This window comes from Stenotrophomonas maltophilia (assembly GCF_047782825.1).
Lineage (GTDB): Bacteria > Pseudomonadota > Gammaproteobacteria > Xanthomonadales > Xanthomonadaceae > Stenotrophomonas.
The window spans coordinates 3693922-3712233 of the sequence record NZ_CP180589.1 but is presented as its reverse complement, the minus strand read 5'-3'; the positions used below and the strand labels follow the sequence as shown (position 1 = coordinate 3712233).

Below are 18312 nucleotides of genomic sequence, written 5' to 3'. Positions count from 1 at the left end.
TGGATCGCGCCACCTGCAGGGGTCAGAGCCTTTTCCCATCGGGAAAAGGATCCGACCCCACCTTTCAGTTGGGCGACACCAGCTTCAGGCCGATCACGCCGGCCACGATCAGGCCCACGCAGGCCAGGCGGGCCGGCGAAGCGCTGTCGTTGAACAGGAAGATGCCCAGCACCGCCACACCCATGGCGCCGATGCCGGTCCAGATGGCGTAGGCCGTGCCGACCGGGATGCTCTTCATCGCCTGGCTCATCAGGTACAGGCTGATCAGGGCCGATACCACCGTCGCGGCGGTGGGCAGGGGTTTGCTGAAGCCTTCGGAGTACTTCATTCCAAGGGCGAAACCGATCTCGAACAGGCCGGCCAGCAGCAGGTAGATCCAGGGCATGGGTGGGGGCTCCTTACCTTTTTGAAGAAAAACAAAACGGCCCGGTGTTTTCACACCGGGCCGTGGGTCGGTACATCACCGTGGAACTTCATTTGCGCAGAGCGCGTGTTCCACGGGGCGGGTCGTCCCGCCTGGGTGGCGATGCCGCGGGGCATCGCGCACGGGGTCTTACTCGGACAGGTTGCGGCCGTGGAACAGCTCTTCGATCTCGCGCTTGAGCAGCGCTTCGATCTTCATGCGTTCCTTGAACGACAGGTTCTTGGCCTTTTCCTCGAACAGGTACTGGTCCAGGTCGAAGTCCTTCAGGTGCATCTTCGTGTGGAAGATGTTTTCCTGGTAGACGTTGACGTCGAACATCTCGTAACGCGACTTGATGTTCTTGGCCAGGAAGTTCTGGATCGAATTGATCTTGTGATCGATGTAGTGCTTCTTGCCCTTCACATCGCGGGTGAAGCCACGGACACGGTAGTCCATGATCACGATGTCCGACTCGAGGCTTTCGATCAGGTAGTTCAGGGCCTTCAGCGGCGAAATGACGCCACAGGTGGCCACGTCGATGTCGGCGCGGAACGTCGCAATGCCTTCCTGCGGATGGGTTTCCGGGTAGGTATGGACCGTGATGTGGCTCTTGTCCATGTGCGCGACCACGGCGTCGGAGATCAGCTCCTTGCCGGCCTGCTTCTTGTCGATCACCGGCTCTTCGGAGATCAGGATCGTCACCGAAGCACCCTGCGGATCGTAGTCCTGGCGGGCCACGTTCAGGATGTTGGCGCCGATGATCTCGGCGACATCGGTCAAGATTTGAGTCAGCCTGTCGGCGTTGTACTCTTCATCGATGTATTCAATGTAACGCTGACGCTCCTCTTCGGTGCGCGCGTAACACACGTCATAGATGTTGAAGCTCAGCGCCTTGGTGAGGTTGTTGAAACCCTGCAGCCTCAGGCGAGGCAACGGCTTGACCACGGCGGTCGATTCCTGTGTAAGAAGGGAAAGGATGAATTATGAGGCAAAGTGTCGCTGGGGGGAACGTGAAGTGCTGATGACTCTGGCACACTATTTGCCCTTAACAGGTGCGCTGGTTAAGCTCCGCCATCGAACCTGTGAATCCGTTCATGCGCAGAGGGAGCGCCCCTATCGTGTCAACCGTGCGCCTAGCTAGCAGCCCATTGGCCTTGGACATCGCAACTATTGATCGCTTCCTGGCGCACAGCCACCGGCGGCGCTACCCCACCCGGACCGACGTCTTCCGCCCTGGAGACCCGGCGGGAACCCTGTATTACGTCATCAGCGGCTCGGTCTCGATCATGGCCGAGGAAGATGACGACCGTGAGCTGGTGCTGGGCTACTTCGGCGCTGGCGAGTTCGTCGGCGAGATGGGCCTGTTCGTGGAATCGGACCGCCGCGAGGTGATCCTGCGCACGCGTACCGCCTGTGAACTGGCCGAAATCAGCTACGAGCGCCTGCACCAGCTGTTCCTGGGCCCGCTCTCAGCCGATGCCCCGCGCCTGCTGTACGCGCTGGGCCAGCAGATTTCCAAGCGGCTGCTGGATACCAGCCGCAAGGCCAGCCGCCTGGCCTTCCTGGATGTGACCGACCGCATCGTGCGCACCCTGCACGATCTGGCCCAGGAGCCGGAATCGATGAGCCACCCGCAGGGCAGCCAGCTGCGCGTGTCGCGCCAGGAACTGGCGCGCCTGGTCGGCTGCTCGCGTGAAATGGCCGGCCGCGTGCTGAAGAAGCTGCAGACCGATGGCCTGCTGCATGCCCGCGGCAAGACCGTGGTGCTGTACGGAACCCGTTGAGAAACCTGCGTTCGCCGGGCATGGCCCGGCGGGTCCGGGGACGTGCGACATGCCATCGCACGCCCCGCACACCTGCATCCGCTAGGCTCGGTACATGGAACTGAGCAGCGAATTCTGGTGGTTCATCCTCATCGGCCTGGGCGCACAGCTGGTCGATGGTGCCCTGGGCATGGCCTTTGGCCTGGTGTCATCGTCGGTGATGCTGGCCATGGGCATTCCGCCGGCGCAGGCCAGCGCAGCCATCCATACCGCCGAGGTGTTCACCACCGGCGCCTCGGGCGTATCGCACCTGGTGGCCGGCAATGTCGACCGCCGGCTGTTCTTCCGCCTGGCCCTGCCCGGCGCACTGGGCGGCGCCATCGGAGCCTACGGGCTGACCCAGCTGCCGGGCGAAGTGATCCGCCCGCTGATCTATCTCTATCTGCTGGTGCTGGCCATCATCATCCTGGCCCGCGCTGCCGGCCGGCTGATGCCCAAGGGCGAAGTGAAGCGGGTGCCAGTACTGGGCCTGGTGGCTGGCTTCCTGGACGCCAGTGGCGGCGGCGGCTGGGGCCCGGTGGCCACCTCCACCCTGCTCGCCCGTGGCGGCCAGGCGCGCACCACCATCGGCACGGTGAACGCCGCCGAATTCGTGGTCACCCTGACGGTTTCAGCCACCTTCCTGCTGTCGATGGGGCTGCAGCACCTGCAGATCGTCGCCGGCCTGCTGATTGGCGGCATGATGGCCGCGCCCGTGGCCGCGCTGCTGGTGAAGCGGCTGAAGGAGCGCTGGGTGCTGATCGCGGTGGGCGTGCTGGTGCTGGGCATCAGCCTGTTCCAGATCGGCCATGCGGTGTTCGGGTACCTGGGGCGCTGAGCACAGGACCTGTAGAGCCATGCTCGGCTGCTTCTGGTGGGGAAGCAGCCGAGCATGGCTCGGCTCTACAACAGGCTCGGATCAGGCCTTGTCGCCGCCGCGGTCCACGCAACCCCAGTTGAGGATGCGGGTACCGGCCGGCAGCACGCGGCGGAAGAAGTCCACCTTGCCCGGCTTGGGGTTCACCACCACCGGCGACTTGGCGGCCAGCAGCAGCGGCAGGTCGGCCGTGCTGTCCGAATAGGCGATATCGATCTGCCCGTAGCCGCGCTCGCGCAGCATGCGCATCTTTTCTTCGTTGTGGCAGTGCCGGGTCGGGCCGACCCCGCCCAGGCGCGGGCCGACTTCGGTGCCGATCACCGGTACATCCTGGTGGGCCACGAAGGCCAGGATGGCACGGGCCAGCTCCGGCGGTGCGCCGGTGGCGACCACCACGCGGTCCCCCTTGGCGCGGTGCGCAGCGAACACCTCCAGCGCCTGCGGCAGCAGCTTGGCGCGCATCTGCGCTTCGTTGCGCAGCACGTAGGCGTCGATGACCTTGTTGAAGTCACGCGCCCGGTGCAGGCCGAAGCTGCCGATCCACACATAGACCGAAATGCCGGTACGCCGCGTCGGCAGCATCGCCACCAGCGGCCCGGCGATCGGGGTGACCAGCAGCGCGGCCAGCATGCGCAGCGGGTTGCGCTTGATCAGCGAGGCGAACAGGTGGGTGCCCGAATCGCCGTCGTAGAGGGTGTGGTCGAAGTCGAAGACCACCAGCGGCGCATCCTCGCGCGGCGTTGGATAGTGCGTTGTCATGCTGCGAAGAATAGCTGACGCAGACCCTCGCCCGGCTCTTCCACGCGCATGAAGGCCTCGCCCACCAGGAAGGCGTGGATGCCGGCATCGCGCATCAGGGCCACGTCCTGCGGGCCGAGGATGCCGCTCTCGGTCACCAGCAGGCGGTCGCGCGGCACGGCCTTCTGCATGTCCAGGGTGGTCTGCAGCGACACCTCGAAGGTGCGCAGGTTGCGGTTGTTGATGCCGATCATCGGCGCCGGCACCTGCAGGGCGCGCTCCAGCTCGTCGATGTCATGCACTTCCACCAGCACGTCCATGCCCAGCGACAGCGCCAGTTCGGACAGGGTGGCCAGCTGGGTGTCGTCCAGCGCGGCCACGATCAGCAGGATGCAGTCGGCGCCCAGCACGCGCGCCTCGTACACCTGGTAGGCGTCGATCACGAAGTCCTTGCGCAGCACCGGCAGCGTGCAGGCCTCGCGGGCCTGCTGCAGGTAGGCGTCGGCGCCCTGGAAGAAATCGACGTCGGTCAGCACCGACAGGCAGCTGGCGCCGCCGAATTCGTAGCTGACGGCGATGTCGGCCGGGCGGAAGTCCGGGCGGATCACGCCCTTGGACGGGCTGGCCTTCTTCACCTCGGCGATGACCGCCGGGTCACCGTTGGCCACCGCCGCCTGCAACGCGCGCACGAAGCCACGTACCGGCGGGGCGCTGGCCACGGCGGCCTGCAGCGCCTCAAGCGGGCGCTGGGCGCGGCGCTGGGCCACTTCTACGGCCTTGCGGGCCAGGATCGTCTGCAGGATGTCGCTCATCGTCGTCGGTTCGGTGCGGGGGCGGTGAGGACGGCCATTATCGGCCATCGGGTGGGTCAGGCTGAACCGCGCGCTCAGGCAACCAGCGCGCGGGTGGTATCAACGTACTGCTGCAGGCGCTGGCGGGCGCTGCCGTTGGCGATGGCGGCACGGGCACGGGCCAGGCCGTCGCCGATGTCGCTGGCCACGCCGGCCACGTACAGGGCGGCACCGGCGTTCAGGGCGACGATGTCCAGCGCCGGGCCCGGCGTGTTGTCCAGCACCGCGCGCAGCATCTGGATGGACTGCTCCGGGCTGTCCACGCGCAGGTTGCGGCTGGCCGACATGGCGATGCCGAAGTCTTCCGGGTGGATCTCGTATTCGCGCACCTTGCCATCGCGCAGCTCGCCCACCAGGGTGCCGGCGCCCAGCGAGATCTCGTCCATGTTGTCGCGGCCCCAGACCACCATGGCGCGCTCGGTGCCCAGCTCGCGCAGCACGCGTGCCTGGATGCCCACCAGATCGGGGTGGAACACGCCCATCAGCACCGACGGCGCGCTGGCCGGGTTGGTCAGCGGGCCCAGGATGTTGAAGATGGTGCGTACGCCCATCTCGCGGCGGACCGGCGCCACGACCTTCATCGACGGATGGTGGATCGGCGCGAACATGAAGCCGATACCGGTCTGCTCGATTGCAGCGGCCACCTGCGCCGGCTGCAGCTCGATGGCCGCGCCCAGCGCTTCGACTGCATCGGCACTGCCGGACTTGGACGACACGCTGCGGTTGCCGTGCTTGGCCACGCGCGCACCGGCGGCAGCGGCGACGAACATCGCGCAGGTGGAGATGTTGAAGGTGTGCGAGCCATCGCCACCGGTGCCGACGATATCGACCAGGTGGGTGCTGTCAGCCACCGGCACCGCCAGCGCGAACTCACGCATGACCGTGGCCGCCGCGGCGATCTCGTCGATGGTTTCCTTCTTCACGCGCAGCCCGGTGAGGATGGCGGCGGTCATCATCGGCGACACGTCGCCGCGCATGATCTGCCGCATCAGGTCGACCATTTCGTCGAAGAAGATCTCGCGGTGTTCGATGGTGCGCTGCAGGGCTTCCTGGGGGGAGAAGCTCATGGGAATGCTCCTTGGATCAGGCCGCCGGACGCTGCAGGAAATTGCGCAGCAGGGCGTGGCCGTGTTCGGTGAGGATGGATTCGGGGTGGAACTGCACGCCTTCCACCGGGAACTGGCGGTGGCGCAGGCCCATGATCTCTTCGATCGAGCCGTCGTCGTTCTCGGTCCAGGCGGTTACTTCCAGCACATCGGGCAGGCTGTTCTTGTCCACCACCAGCGAGTGGTAGCGGGTGGCCTGGTAACGGTCCGGCAGGCCGGCGAACACGCCCTTGCCTTCATGGCGGATGGGCGAGGTCTTGCCGTGCATGATGTTGCCGGCGCGGATGACCGTTCCGCCGTACACCTGGCCGATGCCCTGGTGGCCCAGGCAGACGCCGAGGATGGGCGTGGTCGGGCCCAGGCGCTGGATCAGCTCCAGCGACACGCCCGCTTCGTTGGGCGTGCACGGGCCAGGCGAGATGACGATGCGCTCGGGTTTCTGCGCGGCGATCTCGTCCACGCTCATCGCATCGTTGCGCACCACCTTCACCTCGGCGCCCAGCGTCTGCAGGTACTGCACGAGGTTGTAGGTGAAGCTGTCGTAGTTGTCGATCATCCACAACATGGTCAGGTTCCGTCGCTTATCAGGAAAATGGCGTACACGTTTTCGGTGTAGGTGATGGGGCCGGCTTCGATGGATTCGCGTACGTTCGAACCGGTGCCCTCGATGCTGTTCATCGGCGCCTCCGGCGCGGGCGGCGATGGCGGGGTTACCAGGTCACCACGGCTGGGCCAGCTGCCTGCCTGGATGCCGTAGGCGAAATTCGGCGCCACATCGGAAATGCTGTACAGCCCACGGAGTTGGGTGCCATAGGCTTTGGCCAGGCCCTGCGCGGACTCGCGGGTCTGGGCCGCAGCCTCGCCCTTGAGCTCGCGGCGCAGCGCCACTTCGTCCGAGTAGGTCGGGGCGACACTGCTGACCTGCACGTTCTCATTGGCCTTCAGCGCACCCAGCACGTCCTGCATCGCCTTCACACTGGCGAAGCTGGCACGCAGCTGACGCGACACGCGGGTACCGATGAAGACCTGCCGGCTCTGCTCATAGCGCGTTGCCGGGCCGATGCGCAGGTTGTCCGCGCGTACGCTGCCGTCCACCGCCTTGTGCTGCCTGAACAGTGCCAGCACACGGGCGACGTTGTCCTGTACGCGGCGTCGCGCCGCATCGGCATCCATGTCGGTCTCTTCGATGTTCAGCTGCAGGCCGAACCGGTCGGGCATGACCGTGCGGGTACCCTGCCCCTTCACCAGCAGATGCGGTTGCGAGGGAATGGTGTTGGCCTGCGCCCATGCAGACGGGGCCATCGTGGCCAGCAGCGACGACCACAGCAATGCGCTCAGCAGCTTCATGCGGTACTCCTTGTCTTGAACGGGAACAGCAGCGGAAGGTGCCGCGGCGCGGGCCACGGCACGGGAAGGCTCACAGGCCCTTGGCGGCCTGGGCGACGGCACGGAACAGCGCGCGGCCCTTGTTCATCGTCTCGTCCCATTCCTTGTCCGGGTCCGAGTCGTAGACGATGCCGGCACCAGCCTGCACGTACAGGCGGCCATCCTTGATGACCGCGGTGCGGATGGCGATGGCGGTATCGGCATCGCCGTGCCAGCCGATGTAGCCGATGCTGCCGGCGTAGACATTCCGCTTGATCGGCTCCAGCTCGCGGATCACTTCCAGCGCGCGGATCTTAGGCGCGCCGCTGACCGTGCCGGCCGGGAACGTGGCGCGCAGCACGTCGGCGTAGCTCAGGCCCGGCTGCAGCTGCCCGGTCACTTCGCTGACGATGTGCATGACGTGGCTGTAGCGTTCGATCACGAACTGCTCGCCCACTTCCACGGTGCCGGCCTTGGACACGCGACCGGCATCGTTGCGGCCGAGGTCGATCAGCATCAGGTGCTCGGCGCGCTCCTTCGGATCGGCCAGCAGTTCGGCTTCCAGCGCCAGGTCCTGTTCGACGGTGGCGCCGCGCGGGCGGGTGCCGGCGATCGGGCGCACGGTCACTTCTCCATCCTGCAGGCGCACCAGGATTTCCGGTGACGAACCCACCACCTGCAGGTCGCCCACATCCAGGAAATACATGTACGGCGACGGGTTCAGTGCACGCAGCGCGCGGTACACGTCCACCGGGCGCGCCTTGAACGGCACGCTCAGGCGCTGGCTCAGCACCACCTGGAAGATGTCGCCGGCGCGGATGTATTCCTTGCTGCGCTGGACCGCATCGACGAAGCCTTCGCGGGTGAAGCCGGAAATGAAATCGGATTCGTCCAGCACGTCGCTGGTCAGCGGCGCGGGATAGCCCGCACCCGGCGCACGCAGCTTGGCGGTCAGCGCATCCAGGCGGGCCTGGGCCTGCTCGAACGCACCCTCGACACGCGGGTCGGCGTGCACGATCAGGTACAGACGGCCCTTGAGGTTGTCGAACACCGCCAGTTCGTTGGAATCCAGCAGCAGGATGTCCGGCGTGCCCAGCTCATCGCGGTTAGCCGGCGGGGCCAGACGTGGCTCGATGTAGCCGATGCATTCAAAGCCGAACCAGCCGACCAGGCCACCGGTGAAGCCCGGCAGGCCATCCAGCTTCGGCACCGAGTGGGCGCTGCGCAGCGCCTCGACCTCGGCGAACGGGTCGGTCACCTCGCGGGTGTCCACCACCTGGCCGTCTTCACGCACGGTCAGGGTGTGGCCGTGGAAGGCATACACGCGGCGCGCCGGCAGGCCGATGATCGAGTAACGACCAAAGCGCTCGCCGCCTTCGACGGATTCAAACAGGTAGGTATTGGGGCCGTCGGCGAGCTTCAGATAGACCGAAAGCGGCGTGTCCAGGTCGGACAACACTTCGCGGACGACGGGGATATGGGTGTGGCCTTCAGCGGCCTGCTGCTGAAACTGAGCGAGCGAATTCAAGACGACTTTCCTTCCGGGACACAGCGTTATGGGGGCGGACGACGGCAACGGGCCACCATCGCCACCAACGGCGTGCGGAAGAAAGGGTATGCGGGGTCGTCAGGCTGGACACCCAATGACTGTAACGCAGCTTCGCCGGGAGTGAAACCCCGGCGCCCGGGCACCGGGTCAGGCCATGCGTCGCGCCTGCTCCTGCGACTCCTGCACCTGCTGCTGGGCCAGCCCCTGTTCCACGGCCGCGGACCGGTTAGCGACGAGGGCATCCACCTGGGCCGTGCTCACGGCCAGCGGCTGGGCCATGCCCTGGGCCACCTCGACATGCGCATGGCGCCGGTGCGGGGCGTTTAGGTCGGCGGTGTCGACGGCAAAGGCCCGTGCATGGTCGCCGCTGAGGACCACATGGGAGATGGTCTCCAACCCGTCACGCTTGGCCTGGGCCGCCAACGCGCCAGCCAGCTGGTCGCTCTGCAGGTCGGGCACCCGGTTATGGGCGCGGTCCAGGGCGTGGACGCCGGCTTGGGCGCCGAGGAACAGGGGATTGCCGGCATGGGAGGGATGATCGATGCCCGTTGTCCGGGGCGCGGGTTCTGGCGTGTGGCTGGCGGGTCGGCCGTCACCGGCAGGCGCCATGCTCGGCTGCTGCTCGATCAGTTTGCGCGCGGCGGCCTCCTGCGAGATCAGCGCCGAATCCAGGCTGGGAATGACGGTCGGGTCCATGCCATGGCGGGCCGTCGCCTCGCTGAACGCCGCGCCGATCCCGCGAACCACGCGTGCGGACTGGTCCAGGTTGTGCAGTTTCACGATGTCCTGCGGCAGATTGCCGGTCGGCACGTGCGTGGCAGCCGCTGTTACGACGCCCGCTGTTGCACCGCCCACGGTGGCCAGCGTGACCGGCGCTGTGGCCGTGATGCCTTTCACGTGGGACGCCATGAAGTCATAGCCGCGATCCACATGCGCGCCTGCCGTGGCAAACCCGTTCTGCAGCTTGCCCGCCACCCACTGCCCATCGTGGTTGATGGCGGCGGCTACGCGGTCGCCCGTCGCGCGGACGCCCGCGGCGGCGGCATGGGCCTGCTTTGTCGCGTGCTGCGCATGTTGCTCACCCTGGTCGCGAACGGCCTCGGCCTGCCTGGTCAGCTTGTCGGCCACCTTGTCCATGCCGATATGGCCAGCCACCCACGACAGTGCGGACAAGCCACCGGCACCGGCCTGCGAGTGCACCCGGTGCGCCGTGGCTTCGATGCTGCCGGTCAGTTCGCGCCCCGAAGCGATCACCGTGCTGGCCGCGCGCGTGCTCACCTGCAGGCTGGCCGAGCCCATGTTCACCATCTGACCGATGGCCATGCCTTCGGTCTTCAAGCCGCGTTCGACGCCATCACCGGTTCTGTCCAATACCTGGGCGGCGACGGCGCCTGCCTTTTCAACCTGCTCGCCCGCCCGGCGGCCGATGTGCATGCCGACGGCAGTGGAATGCAGCACGGTGGATATCGGGCCGGCGAGCTCCGCGACCTGGCTGGGTGCCGCGGTATGCGGGCGGTCAACCAGCACGCCCTGCGCATCGCGCGTCCTGGCCTCGAGCAGCAGTTCGAGGCGCCCAGCCGCAAGCGGAATATCGCGCAGCGCCTGCTGACCCGGTTGGGTCGCCAGCTGCTCGATGAACTGTGCTGCAGCGGTCTGCGCACCTGGCGGCAGCATCTCGCGCAGCTTCTCGCCGACGACCTTCTGCATGACCGGGTCCTTCAGCACCATGCCCAGCTCGTTGGCCAGCAAGCCGTAGCCGCGGCGCTGCTGCTCGCTGAGCCGGTGCATGCCGTTCTGCACATCGTTCAGCACTTCACCGGTGGTCTGGTAGGTGTGCACCGTCTGCTGCGTGTCGAAGGTCGGCAGGCCGTTGTCCTTGGCGTACCGCGATGGCGTTGCCGGATGCAGGCCCGCGGCATTGAACGTGGTGGCGCGTGCGCCGGTGACGGCGGAAGCGGCGGAAGCCATGCCGCCGCCGAGAGAATGGCCGGCTATTTCGAAGTTGTTACCAATGCGATCATTCAACAGTGTCGCCAATGACATCGCGCGATCATAGTAGTCGCTGCGCATGCCAATCCCCTGCTGACCATTGTTGAGGAAGTCCTCACCGCCGGATTCGCGTTTTCCATTGGGCGCCAGCGGGTCGAGAATCTCACCCGTGGATCCCTTGTATACCACGACGGGTCTGGCCTCCTCGCCGAAGACGCGCTTGTCGGGGATGTAGATCTCGGCGCGGAAACCCGACTCAGGCGGCTGCAGCATCTTACGGATGGCGTCGTCGGTCAGATCGATCCCCGCCGTGCGCAATGCAGCCGGATCGGTGCTTGCACGGATCCAACCTGCCGGTGGCTCACCGGAATGCCGGGCTGATTGATACACGTCGGAGGCAAGCCCGGACATCTCCCGCGCGTGGTACGTCTCCTGCAGACGGTCTGCCTGCGTGTCGTTGCCACTTGCTCGTAGTTGGCCCACGAGTTCGCGCTGCTCCTGGATTGCGCGTACGCGCGCCTCGATGTCGTGATCCGTCATGACACACTCCATTCACCTTGCGGGCGGGAATATCCCGACAGTTATCGATTATCAGAACCGTTTGCTAATGTCACGCGTCAAGCTGCGCCTGCGGACTCAATATGCCCATTCATGTATTTGGAAGTGTGAAGAAGATCCTCCTCATCTCACTATGTGCTGCGCTGCTGGTAGCGAGCGGATGCGCGCTGTCATCAAGCCATGGCGCAGAACAGTATTTTGCGGGGAAGGATCTGGAACTCGCAGCAGCAACTGAGAATGGTGATTCAGATGCCATCCGTCGACTGATGAAAGACGACGGTGTAGATCCCGACAGAATCTTCGCACGTGATGCCGGAATCCCCCTGCTGGCTTGGCCGCTCCGCGCGCGAAATCTCGACGGATTACAGGCGCTGCTGGACAACGGTGCCGATCCGAACGCACGCGCCTACAAGACGGTTGACGGGCGCAGGCTTGGCTACAACAACGCCATGGTCTACGCAGCCAAGATGGACGACCCCCGGTTCCTCGAACTTCTACTGAAGCACGGAGGTGACCCCAACACGCGCAACTCTGCCAACGAGACCCTCTTGTTTCAGGCGTTCGTTGCGGGCAATCAGTGGGAAAACGTCAAACTTCTGGTCGAGAACGGCGCTGACGTCAACGAGCAGAATCGAGGCAGTGCCGACACCGTCATCAGCTGGTATACAACTCGCGGGGCATTCGAGCATGCCTACTGGCTCCTGGAGCATGGCGCTGATCCCACTGTAATGCTCACGTCCTCAACCGGCGAACCTGACCGTATGCTTGTTGCCGAACACATCTACTGGGGCATCACTACGCCCGACCTGCTTCCCTGGCAGAAGAAGTGCCAACAATGGCTGATGGCACGGAACATACCTCGCCCCCCCATGCCCAAGGGAATTCGGGACAAGCGTGAAGCATTTGGTTTCCCGACCAGGGAAGAAGATATCCCACTGCTGTAAGGATTTTTGACATGGATGTTCGCCTGCGACATCTCGATCGGCCTACCCTCCTGGCAACAGTTCTGATTCTTCTTTCGGCGTGCGTTCCGCAGTCACTACACGGTGCTGACGGCTACTTCGAAGGCAGAGCTTTACAGCTGGCGATTGCCGCCGAAAGCGGCGACTCCGATGCCATACGTCACATCGTCAAAGAGGAAGGCGTCGATCCGGACAAGACCTTTTCATCGCGCGACGGAATTCCTCTGATCGCATGGCCGCTACGAGCCCGCAGCATCGAAGGACTCAAAGTCCTGCTCGATGCTCGATGTCGGCGCAGACCCCAACACCCGCGAGTCGAAGCAGATGAACGGGCAGTTGATCAACTTCGACAACGCAATGGTCTATGCGGCAAAAATGGACGACCCGCGCTTCCTCGATGCTCTGCTCAAGCACGGAGGAGATCCGAACACACGCAACTCCAACCATGAAACGCTGATGTATCAGGCTTTCATCAGCGGCAACCAGTGGAAGAATATCCAGCTTCTGGTTGAAAACGGGGCCCGCGTCAACGAACCAAACCTAGGCAAGAACGACACCGTTCTTAGCCTATACACAGGCAGAGGAGGGTTCGATTACGCCTACTGGTTGCTCGAACATGGGGCCGACCCGACAATTTCCCTGCCACCCATCGATGGAACCACCCAATCGCCTCGACAGGTGATGGTCGAGGACATCTATTGGGAAATCACCACGCCCGACAACCTGCCCTGGCAGAAGAAGTGCCAACAGTGGTTGGCTGACCGCAACATCCCGCGGCCGCCTATGCCAGAGCACATCCGCAGGAAGCGCGAGGCCTTCAAGTTCCCGAGCAGGGAAGAAGACATCCCCCTGCTGTAGGCTGCGGCTCAGCCGCCGGAAAGCAGCTCGCAGTCCGCCGGCAGGTGCATGCGCACCCGGCCCGCCACGCAGTCGATGCGGAAGCGCTGCGCCTGCACCGGCTCGCCATCCAGATTCAGCGTCAACGATTGCGGCGCGTCGATCTGCAGCCACGGCAGCTGCGCGCGGGTCGCCACGCGATCGAGTGCCGCTTCCTTGCCACCGGTCAGCATCTGGCCAATGGTTGCGGCCACCTCGCCATCCAGTTCGGGCACTACGGTGACGTCCAGCAGGCCGTCATCGATCAGTGCCTGCGGGCACAGCTGCTGGCCACCGCCGGCCTGGCGGCCGTTGCCGATACCCAGGGCGATGAAGCCGCCTTCCCAGGCGAAATCCGGTCCCGACAACCGTGCGCTGATCGGCTCGATGCGGCCAAGCTTGGCGATGCCGGTGATGACATACGCGAGCCCACCCAGCATCTTCTTCAGGCCTGCATCGGTTTCCACCGTCACCTGGGTCCCGAAGCCACCGCTGGCCAGGTTGGCGCACCACCAGCGCTTGCCATCGGCGTCGACGCGCAGCAGATCGATGGGCCTGGCCGGCGCCTGCGCGATCAGTGCGAACGCATCCTTGGGCTCGGTGGGAATGCCGGCCGAGGTGGCGAAATCGTTGGCCGTGCCCATCGGCACCAGAGCCAGCGACGGCAATGCGTCGGCCGATTCTTCGCGATGGGCCAGGGTCTCGGCGACGGCACTGAGCGTACCGTCGCCGCCAGCCGCCACGATCACATCCACGCCGTGGTCGATGGCTTCGGCCACGTAGCGTTCGGCATCGCCTTCTTCCCACGTCACCCGCACTTCCAGCTGCACGCCCTGCCCGCGCCAGTGGCCAACCGCATTGCGCAGGTCGTCATTGCCAGCGGATTTTCCGTTGAGTATCAGGCGCCAGCGCGGGGTCGTCATGCAGGTGCTTCCAGTGGGGGTGGCACAGGCTATCAATCGCGCGTTCGCGGCCGGTGAATGCCGCGGGCAACCGTTCAGGGCAGCGCGATGACGGCCACCTGCAGCGATTGCGGAGCGGTCTCCTCGCCGACGTCGATGTACGCGCCATAAGAGGGATTCAGCCAGTCCTGCTCCACAATCGCGCGTACCACGCAGTCAACATCGGGCGTAGTCTCGTGCACGCAACCGAACGGCAACCGGCCGTGCGCCGTGGACACCAGGCTCAGCCGCAGCTGCCGCGCCTGCGCGTCGTGCCAGCAGTAGAAACGCATGGGATGGCCGTCCAGCTCGAGAGCGCGATGCGCCGCCACGCGGCGCACGAAGGCCGCCAGCGCGCCAGCATCCGGTTCGCAGCCCTCAGCGGGCGAGAAGCTGCAGAGGTTCCCGCGCGCTTCCTCGTTGATGAAGTCCGTGTCGATGACAAGCGCGTCCTCGACCGCGAACAGGAACCAGTCTTCGAGCAGAACGTCCTGGGTGGGATGGGTCATCGCAGCGTGGTTCTCCGCCGCAACCAGCGTGTCATGCGGGTGTCATGCCCGGCCCGGAGAATGGAAGGCCATAGCAGGGAAGACGGATGGAGGCAGGATCAGCCTCCCACGAATGCAGCAGGGCCGCGCCGGTGTTTGGCGCGGCCTTTTTTTTTTGCTTCAGCCGTTGGCGAAATCGTGCAGCGCCTGGCCCTGCAGCCGGTACACGGTCCACTCGTCCTGCGGCGTGGCACCGGCGGCGGTGTAGAACTCGATGGCCGGGGTGTTCCAATCCAGCACCGACCATTCGAAGCGACCGCAGCCCTCGGCCACGGCCTGCCGCGCGATGTACTTCAGCAGCGCCTTGCCGGCACCTGCCCCGCGCTTTTCCTGGCTGACGTACAGGTCTTCCAGGTAGATCCCCTTGCGGCCCAGCCAGGTAGAGTAGTTGTAGAAGTACACCGCATAGCCGATGGCCTCGCCGTCGGCTTCGCAGATCAATGCGCGGGCGGTGGCGTCGGCGCCGAACAGGCTTTCGGCAATGCCGATCTCATCGGTCTGCACCGAATGCTCGGCCTTCTCGTAGATGGCAAGTTCGCGGATGAACTGCAGGATCAGACCGGCATCGGCCACGGTGGCCGGGCGGATGTTCAACACGGCCACCGTTCCCATGGCTCAGCCCCTCGCTGCAGCGACATTCGCGCGCATCTGCGCGATCACGTCCTGGTAGCTGGTCTTGGCGTTGAAGATGGCCGAGCCCGCCACGAAAGTATCGGCGCCGGCGGCGGCGATCGCGCCGATGTTGTCGGCCTTCACGCCACCGTCGATCTCCAGGCGGATGTCCTTGCCGCTGGCATCGATCTTCTGGCGGACCACGCGCAGCTTGTCCAGCGCCGAGGGAATGAAGGCCTGGCCACCGAAGCCCGGGTTGACCGACATCAGCAGCACCAGGTCCAGGTCATCCAGCACCCAGTCCAGGATGTCCACCGGGGTGGCCGGGTTCAGCACCAGGCCCGGCTTGCAGCCCAGCGAACGGATCAGCTGGATGGTGCGGTGCGGGTGGCGGCTGGCCTCCGGGTGGAAGCTGATGTAGGTGGCACCGGCCTCGGCGAAGTCCGGGATGATGCGGTCCACCGGCTCGACCATCAGGTGCACGTCGATGGGCGCGGTCACGCCGTGCTTGCGCAGGGCCTGGCAGACCATCGGGCCGATGGTCAGGTTGGGCACGTAATGGTTGTCCATCACGTCGAAGTGGACCCAGTCCGCACCGGCGGCCAGGACGTTGTCCACTTCCTCGCCCAGGCGGGCGAAATCGGCGGACAGGATGGACGGGGCGATGAGGCAGTTGGACATGGCCGGGGCCTTGGGGACGAGGGAAAGGGGTCAGCGCTTGCGCAGCGTCTTGATGCGGTCGTAGGCGGCATTGATGCGCCGCGACTTCTGCTCGGCCTGCTGCTGCAGCTCGGGGGCCGCGCCGCCGAGCTTGTCGGGGTGGTACTGGGAAATGAGCTTGCGGTAGGCCCGTTCGACCTCGGCATCGGTGGCCTCGGAGGTCAGCCCCAGCTCGCGGTACGGGTTTTCCTTGTTCAGGCGGAACCAGTCCGAATCGAAGGCATGGCCGAGCAGCAGGCCGATGACCGCCCCGAACAGCGGATTGGGCCGGAACAGCAGGGCGCCGGCGATGAAACCGAGCAGTTTTCCGTACCAGCGCATGGCGCTCCGGGGTCGGCCGACGAAATGGACGCTCATTTTACGTCACAGCGGGCCCGGACCGCTTTACACTAGGCCGCCCGCTGGTCAGCGGGCCCGCCGGGTCCGCTGGGCAGCCGTATCGACAACGCCCCAGGAGTGCCCGTGCCAACCACGCTGTTGCAATCCGATCTCCCCGGCCTGCCCTTGCGCCATCGCGGCAAGGTGCGTGATGTGTTCGATATCCCGCGCGAGCGGCTGCCTGCAGGGACCCCGCCGGGCGACTACCTGCTGATGGTGGCCACCGACCGCCTGTCGGCGTTCGACGTGGTCCTGCCCGACCCGATCCCGGGCAAGGGCGAGATGCTCTGCCAGGTGTCCAACTTCTGGTTCGCCAAGACCGCACACCTGATGCCCAACCACCTGACCGGCATCGACGTGGCCAGCGTGCTGCCCGAGGGCGTAGACCCGGCCCTGTACGCCAAGCGCGCGGTGGTCACCCGCAAGCTGAAGCCGGTGCCGGTGGAAGCCATCGCCCGCGGCTACCTGATCGGCAGCGGCTGGAAGGACTACCAGCGCACCGGCAAGGTGAGCGGTATCGACCTGCCCGACGGCCTGCGCCAGGCCGAGCAGTTGCCCGAGCCGATCTTCACTCCCTCGACCAAGGCCGCCGTGGGCGACCATGACGAGAACATCGATTTCGATGCGATGGTGAAGCAGGTCGGCGCCGATCTGGCCGAGCGCGTGCGCGATGCCACCCTGCGCATCTACAAGTTCGCTGCCGATTACGCCCGCGAGCGCGGCATCATCCTGGCCGATACCAAGTTCGAGTTCGGTACCGACGCCGATGGCCGCCTGTACATCATGGACGAGATGCTGACGCCGGATTCCTCGCGTTACTGGCCGGCCGACGAGTACGAAGTGGGTACCAGCCCGCCGAGCTACGACAAGCAGTTCGTGCGCGATTACCTGGAGACGCTGGACTGGGGCAAGACCGCCCCGGGCCCGACCATCCCGGCTGAGATCATCGAGCGCACCCGCGCCAAGTACGCCGAGGCGCTGCAGCGCCTGGCCGGGATCAGCGTCGATTGATCCCCTGCGCCCCCGGCCTGGCCGGGGGCGTTTCATTTTGGGGTAGTGCCGGCCGCTGGTCGGCAACCTTGGCCAATCCGCAGCCGGGCATGGCCTGGCTCTACTGCCGGCCCGGGGTAGTGCCGGCCGCTGGCCGGCAACCCTGGCCAATCCGCAGCCAGGCATGGCCTGGCTCTACTGCCGGCCCGGGCCGGAGTATGCTGGCAGCATGCAGACCACCACCCAGCTTGCGCGGCCGATCGACCGCTACTTCGCCAGCTATTCCGACGACCACCGCAACGTGATCAACCAGCGCATCCACGTGGTGGCCGTGCCGGCAATCCTGTGGTCGGTGGTGGCCCTGCTGTGGTGCGTACCGCCGCTGATCACCTGGTTCCAGTACGGCATCTGGGCGGCCTTCGCGATGTTCAGCGCCTGGTGCTTCTACAACAAACTGTCGCGCCCGCTGGGCATCGGCATGCTCATCCAGTTCTTCGTGTTCGGCTGCCTGTGCCGCCTGCTGGAGGCCGAAATCGGCCTGCACAACCTGTTCTGGCTGGCGGTGGGCGTGTTCGTGGTGGCCTGGATCGCACAGTTCATCGGCCACAAGTTCGAGGGCCGCAAGCCCAGCTTCCTGACCGACCTGACCTACCTGCTGATCGGCCCGGCCTGGGTGATGGCCAAGGCCTACCGCAAGCTCGACTGGCGCTACTGACCACCGAGGCGGTAGTCCGGACCGCCGTTTCCTGAACGGGCCCCGCCCCTCACCCCTGCTGCACAAACGACCTGACAGCCTGCGTTGCACAGGCGGCCATCGCCTGCGCGCGCGTCGCTCTTGCAGCCCCCAGCCGTTGCCACGTGGGCGCGCAGGGCCCCATGCGCGGGCGTAGGGAGCCGATCCGGCAAAGCCGGCGACCACACGCCGCAAGGCCCGGATTGGGCATGCCGCACCGCAAAAAAAGATGAATAGCGCACGTTACATGCCGTTTGTAGCCGTTACATGGGTTTCGGCGACATTTGGCTGACTGTTAGACTCAATGACCTGCT

Annotated in this window: 20 protein-coding genes; 6 read left to right on the top strand and 14 right to left on the bottom strand. The window is 65.5% G+C overall.

Annotated features, from left to right (window positions below):
- Window positions 1-64 precede the first annotated feature (64 nt).
- A complete protein-coding gene (locus tag ACM2ZB_RS17180; protein ID WP_108747533.1) occupies window positions 65-385 on the bottom strand; it encodes a DMT family transporter in 321 nt (106 codons plus the stop codon).
- Between the two features lie 168 nt (window positions 386-553).
- On the bottom strand, window positions 554-1348 hold the full coding sequence (gene speD / locus ACM2ZB_RS17175; RefSeq protein WP_006473908.1) for an adenosylmethionine decarboxylase: 795 nt from the start codon (window positions 1346-1348) through the stop codon (window positions 554-556).
- Window positions 1349-1497: 149 nt separating this feature from the next.
- Between speD and crp the strand changes: the two genes are divergently transcribed.
- Entirely contained in the window at window positions 1498-2187 is a 690-nt protein-coding gene (gene crp, locus ACM2ZB_RS17170) for a cAMP-activated global transcriptional regulator CRP (protein ID WP_079225401.1), read from the top strand.
- A gap of 94 nt (window positions 2188-2281) precedes the next feature.
- Window positions 2282-3043: a sulfite exporter TauE/SafE family protein gene (locus ACM2ZB_RS17165; RefSeq protein WP_416056345.1), complete on the top strand. Its 762-nt coding sequence runs from the start codon at window positions 2282-2284 to the stop codon at window positions 3041-3043.
- 81 nt (window positions 3044-3124) lie between these two features.
- Here ACM2ZB_RS17165 and ACM2ZB_RS17160 read toward each other — a convergent pair whose 3' ends face one another.
- The 7 genes from ACM2ZB_RS17160 to ACM2ZB_RS17130 all read right to left on the bottom strand — a co-directional run bounded on the left by ACM2ZB_RS17160 (window position 3125) and on the right by ACM2ZB_RS17130 (window position 11220).
- Entirely contained in the window at window positions 3125-3841 is a 717-nt protein-coding gene (locus ACM2ZB_RS17160; protein ID WP_416056344.1) for a haloacid dehalogenase-like hydrolase, read from the bottom strand.
- Window positions 3838-4632, bottom strand: coding sequence for an indole-3-glycerol phosphate synthase TrpC (gene trpC, locus ACM2ZB_RS17155; protein ID WP_416056343.1), 795 nt, complete (start codon window positions 4630-4632; stop codon window positions 3838-3840). The genes ACM2ZB_RS17160 and trpC overlap by 4 nt, the downstream gene beginning before the upstream one ends.
- Window positions 4633-4706: 74 nt before the next feature.
- The gene (gene trpD / locus ACM2ZB_RS17150) at window positions 4707-5738 is read right to left on the bottom strand and encodes an anthranilate phosphoribosyltransferase (protein WP_313440904.1); all 1032 of its coding nucleotides are present in this window, start codon (window positions 5736-5738) and stop codon (window positions 4707-4709) included.
- A 16-nt stretch (window positions 5739-5754) separates the two neighbouring features.
- Window positions 5755-6342: an anthranilate synthase component II gene (locus ACM2ZB_RS17145; protein ID WP_014038739.1), complete on the bottom strand. Its 588-nt coding sequence runs from the start codon at window positions 6340-6342 to the stop codon at window positions 5755-5757.
- A 2-nt stretch (window positions 6343-6344) separates the two neighbouring features.
- The gene (locus ACM2ZB_RS17140; RefSeq protein ID WP_416056342.1) at window positions 6345-7124 is read right to left on the bottom strand and encodes an SIMPL domain-containing protein; all 780 of its coding nucleotides are present in this window, start codon (window positions 7122-7124) and stop codon (window positions 6345-6347) included.
- Window positions 7125-7194: 70 nt separating this feature from the next.
- A complete protein-coding gene (gene trpE / locus ACM2ZB_RS17135) occupies window positions 7195-8670 on the bottom strand; it encodes an anthranilate synthase component I (RefSeq protein ID WP_416056341.1) in 1476 nt (491 codons plus the stop codon).
- A gap of 168 nt (window positions 8671-8838) precedes the next feature.
- The gene (locus tag ACM2ZB_RS17130; protein WP_416056340.1) at window positions 8839-11220 is read right to left on the bottom strand and encodes an XVIPCD domain-containing protein; all 2382 of its coding nucleotides are present in this window, start codon (window positions 11218-11220) and stop codon (window positions 8839-8841) included.
- A gap of 125 nt (window positions 11221-11345) precedes the next feature.
- On the opposite strand from ACM2ZB_RS17130, the gene ACM2ZB_RS17125 reads away from it, so the two are divergent.
- Together ACM2ZB_RS17125 and ACM2ZB_RS17120 are read left to right on the top strand one after the other, a co-directional pair.
- The gene (locus ACM2ZB_RS17125; RefSeq protein WP_416056339.1) at window positions 11346-12182 is read left to right on the top strand and encodes an ankyrin repeat domain-containing protein; all 837 of its coding nucleotides are present in this window, start codon (window positions 11346-11348) and stop codon (window positions 12180-12182) included.
- A gap of 297 nt (window positions 12183-12479) precedes the next feature.
- A complete protein-coding gene (locus ACM2ZB_RS17120; protein ID WP_416056338.1) occupies window positions 12480-13058 on the top strand; it encodes an ankyrin repeat domain-containing protein in 579 nt (192 codons plus the stop codon).
- Between the two features lie 8 nt (window positions 13059-13066).
- On the opposite strand, the gene yegS is transcribed toward ACM2ZB_RS17120, so the two are convergent.
- The 5 genes from yegS to ACM2ZB_RS17095 all read right to left on the bottom strand — a co-directional run bounded on the left by yegS (window position 13067) and on the right by ACM2ZB_RS17095 (window position 16218).
- Complete coding sequence (gene yegS / locus ACM2ZB_RS17115; RefSeq protein ID WP_416056337.1) at window positions 13067-13999, bottom strand: lipid kinase YegS; 933 nt, start codon at window positions 13997-13999, stop codon at window positions 13067-13069.
- Between the two features lie 74 nt (window positions 14000-14073).
- Window positions 14074-14526 (bottom strand): hypothetical protein, encoded by a 453-nt coding sequence (locus ACM2ZB_RS17110; RefSeq protein ID WP_416056336.1) that lies wholly within the window; start codon window positions 14524-14526, stop codon window positions 14074-14076.
- 159 nt (window positions 14527-14685) lie between these two features.
- The gene (locus ACM2ZB_RS17105; RefSeq protein WP_313440967.1) at window positions 14686-15168 is read right to left on the bottom strand and encodes a GNAT family N-acetyltransferase; all 483 of its coding nucleotides are present in this window, start codon (window positions 15166-15168) and stop codon (window positions 14686-14688) included.
- Between the two features lie 12 nt (window positions 15169-15180).
- Entirely contained in the window at window positions 15181-15858 is a 678-nt protein-coding gene (rpe, locus tag ACM2ZB_RS17100) for a ribulose-phosphate 3-epimerase (RefSeq protein WP_108770252.1), read from the bottom strand.
- A 30-nt stretch (window positions 15859-15888) separates the two neighbouring features.
- Complete coding sequence (locus ACM2ZB_RS17095; protein ID WP_079223907.1) at window positions 15889-16218, bottom strand: J domain-containing protein; 330 nt, start codon at window positions 16216-16218, stop codon at window positions 15889-15891.
- Window positions 16219-16359: 141 nt separating this feature from the next.
- Between ACM2ZB_RS17095 and ACM2ZB_RS17090 the strand changes: the two genes are divergently transcribed.
- Complete coding sequence (locus ACM2ZB_RS17090) at window positions 16360-17286, top strand: phosphoribosylaminoimidazolesuccinocarboxamide synthase (protein ID WP_029379835.1); 927 nt, start codon at window positions 16360-16362, stop codon at window positions 17284-17286.
- A gap of 208 nt (window positions 17287-17494) precedes the next feature.
- Window positions 17495-17980: a DUF962 domain-containing protein gene (locus ACM2ZB_RS17085; RefSeq protein WP_313440914.1), complete on the top strand. Its 486-nt coding sequence runs from the start codon at window positions 17495-17497 to the stop codon at window positions 17978-17980.
- The last annotated feature ends 332 nt before the right edge of the window (window positions 17981-18312 follow it).

Excerpts from the sequence above, each read along its gene's own strand:
- ACM2ZB_RS17180 (WP_108747533.1), bottom strand. The coding sequence starts at position 385 with ATGCCCTGGATCTACCTGCTGCTGGCCGGCCTGTTCGAGATCGGTTTC.
- crp (WP_079225401.1), top strand. The coding sequence starts at position 1,498 with ATGCGCAGAGGGAGCGCCCCTATCGTGTCAACCGTGCGCCTAGCTAGC.
- ACM2ZB_RS17165 (WP_416056345.1), top strand. The coding sequence starts at position 2,282 with ATGGAACTGAGCAGCGAATTCTGGTGGTTCATCCTCATCGGCCTGGGC.
- ACM2ZB_RS17160 (WP_416056344.1), bottom strand. The coding sequence starts at position 3,841 with ATGACAACGCACTATCCAACGCCGCGCGAGGATGCGCCGCTGGTGGTC.
- trpC (WP_416056343.1), bottom strand. The coding sequence starts at position 4,632 with ATGAGCGACATCCTGCAGACGATCCTGGCCCGCAAGGCCGTAGAAGTG.
- trpD (WP_313440904.1), bottom strand. The coding sequence starts at position 5,738 with ATGAGCTTCTCCCCCCAGGAAGCCCTGCAGCGCACCATCGAACACCGC.
- ACM2ZB_RS17145 (WP_014038739.1), bottom strand. The coding sequence starts at position 6,342 with ATGTTGTGGATGATCGACAACTACGACAGCTTCACCTACAACCTCGTG.
- ACM2ZB_RS17140 (WP_416056342.1), bottom strand. The coding sequence starts at position 7,124 with ATGAAGCTGCTGAGCGCATTGCTGTGGTCGTCGCTGCTGGCCACGATG.
- ACM2ZB_RS17130 (WP_416056340.1), bottom strand. The coding sequence starts at position 11,220 with ATGACGGATCACGACATCGAGGCGCGCGTACGCGCAATCCAGGAGCAG.
- ACM2ZB_RS17120 (WP_416056338.1), top strand. The coding sequence starts at position 12,480 with ATGCTCGATGTCGGCGCAGACCCCAACACCCGCGAGTCGAAGCAGATG.
- yegS (WP_416056337.1), bottom strand. The coding sequence starts at position 13,999 with ATGACGACCCCGCGCTGGCGCCTGATACTCAACGGAAAATCCGCTGGC.
- ACM2ZB_RS17110 (WP_416056336.1), bottom strand. The coding sequence starts at position 14,526 with ATGACCCATCCCACCCAGGACGTTCTGCTCGAAGACTGGTTCCTGTTC.
- rpe (WP_108770252.1), bottom strand. The coding sequence starts at position 15,858 with ATGTCCAACTGCCTCATCGCCCCGTCCATCCTGTCCGCCGATTTCGCC.
- ACM2ZB_RS17095 (WP_079223907.1), bottom strand. The coding sequence starts at position 16,218 with ATGCGCTGGTACGGAAAACTGCTCGGTTTCATCGCCGGCGCCCTGCTG.
- ACM2ZB_RS17085 (WP_313440914.1), top strand. The coding sequence starts at position 17,495 with ATGCAGACCACCACCCAGCTTGCGCGGCCGATCGACCGCTACTTCGCC.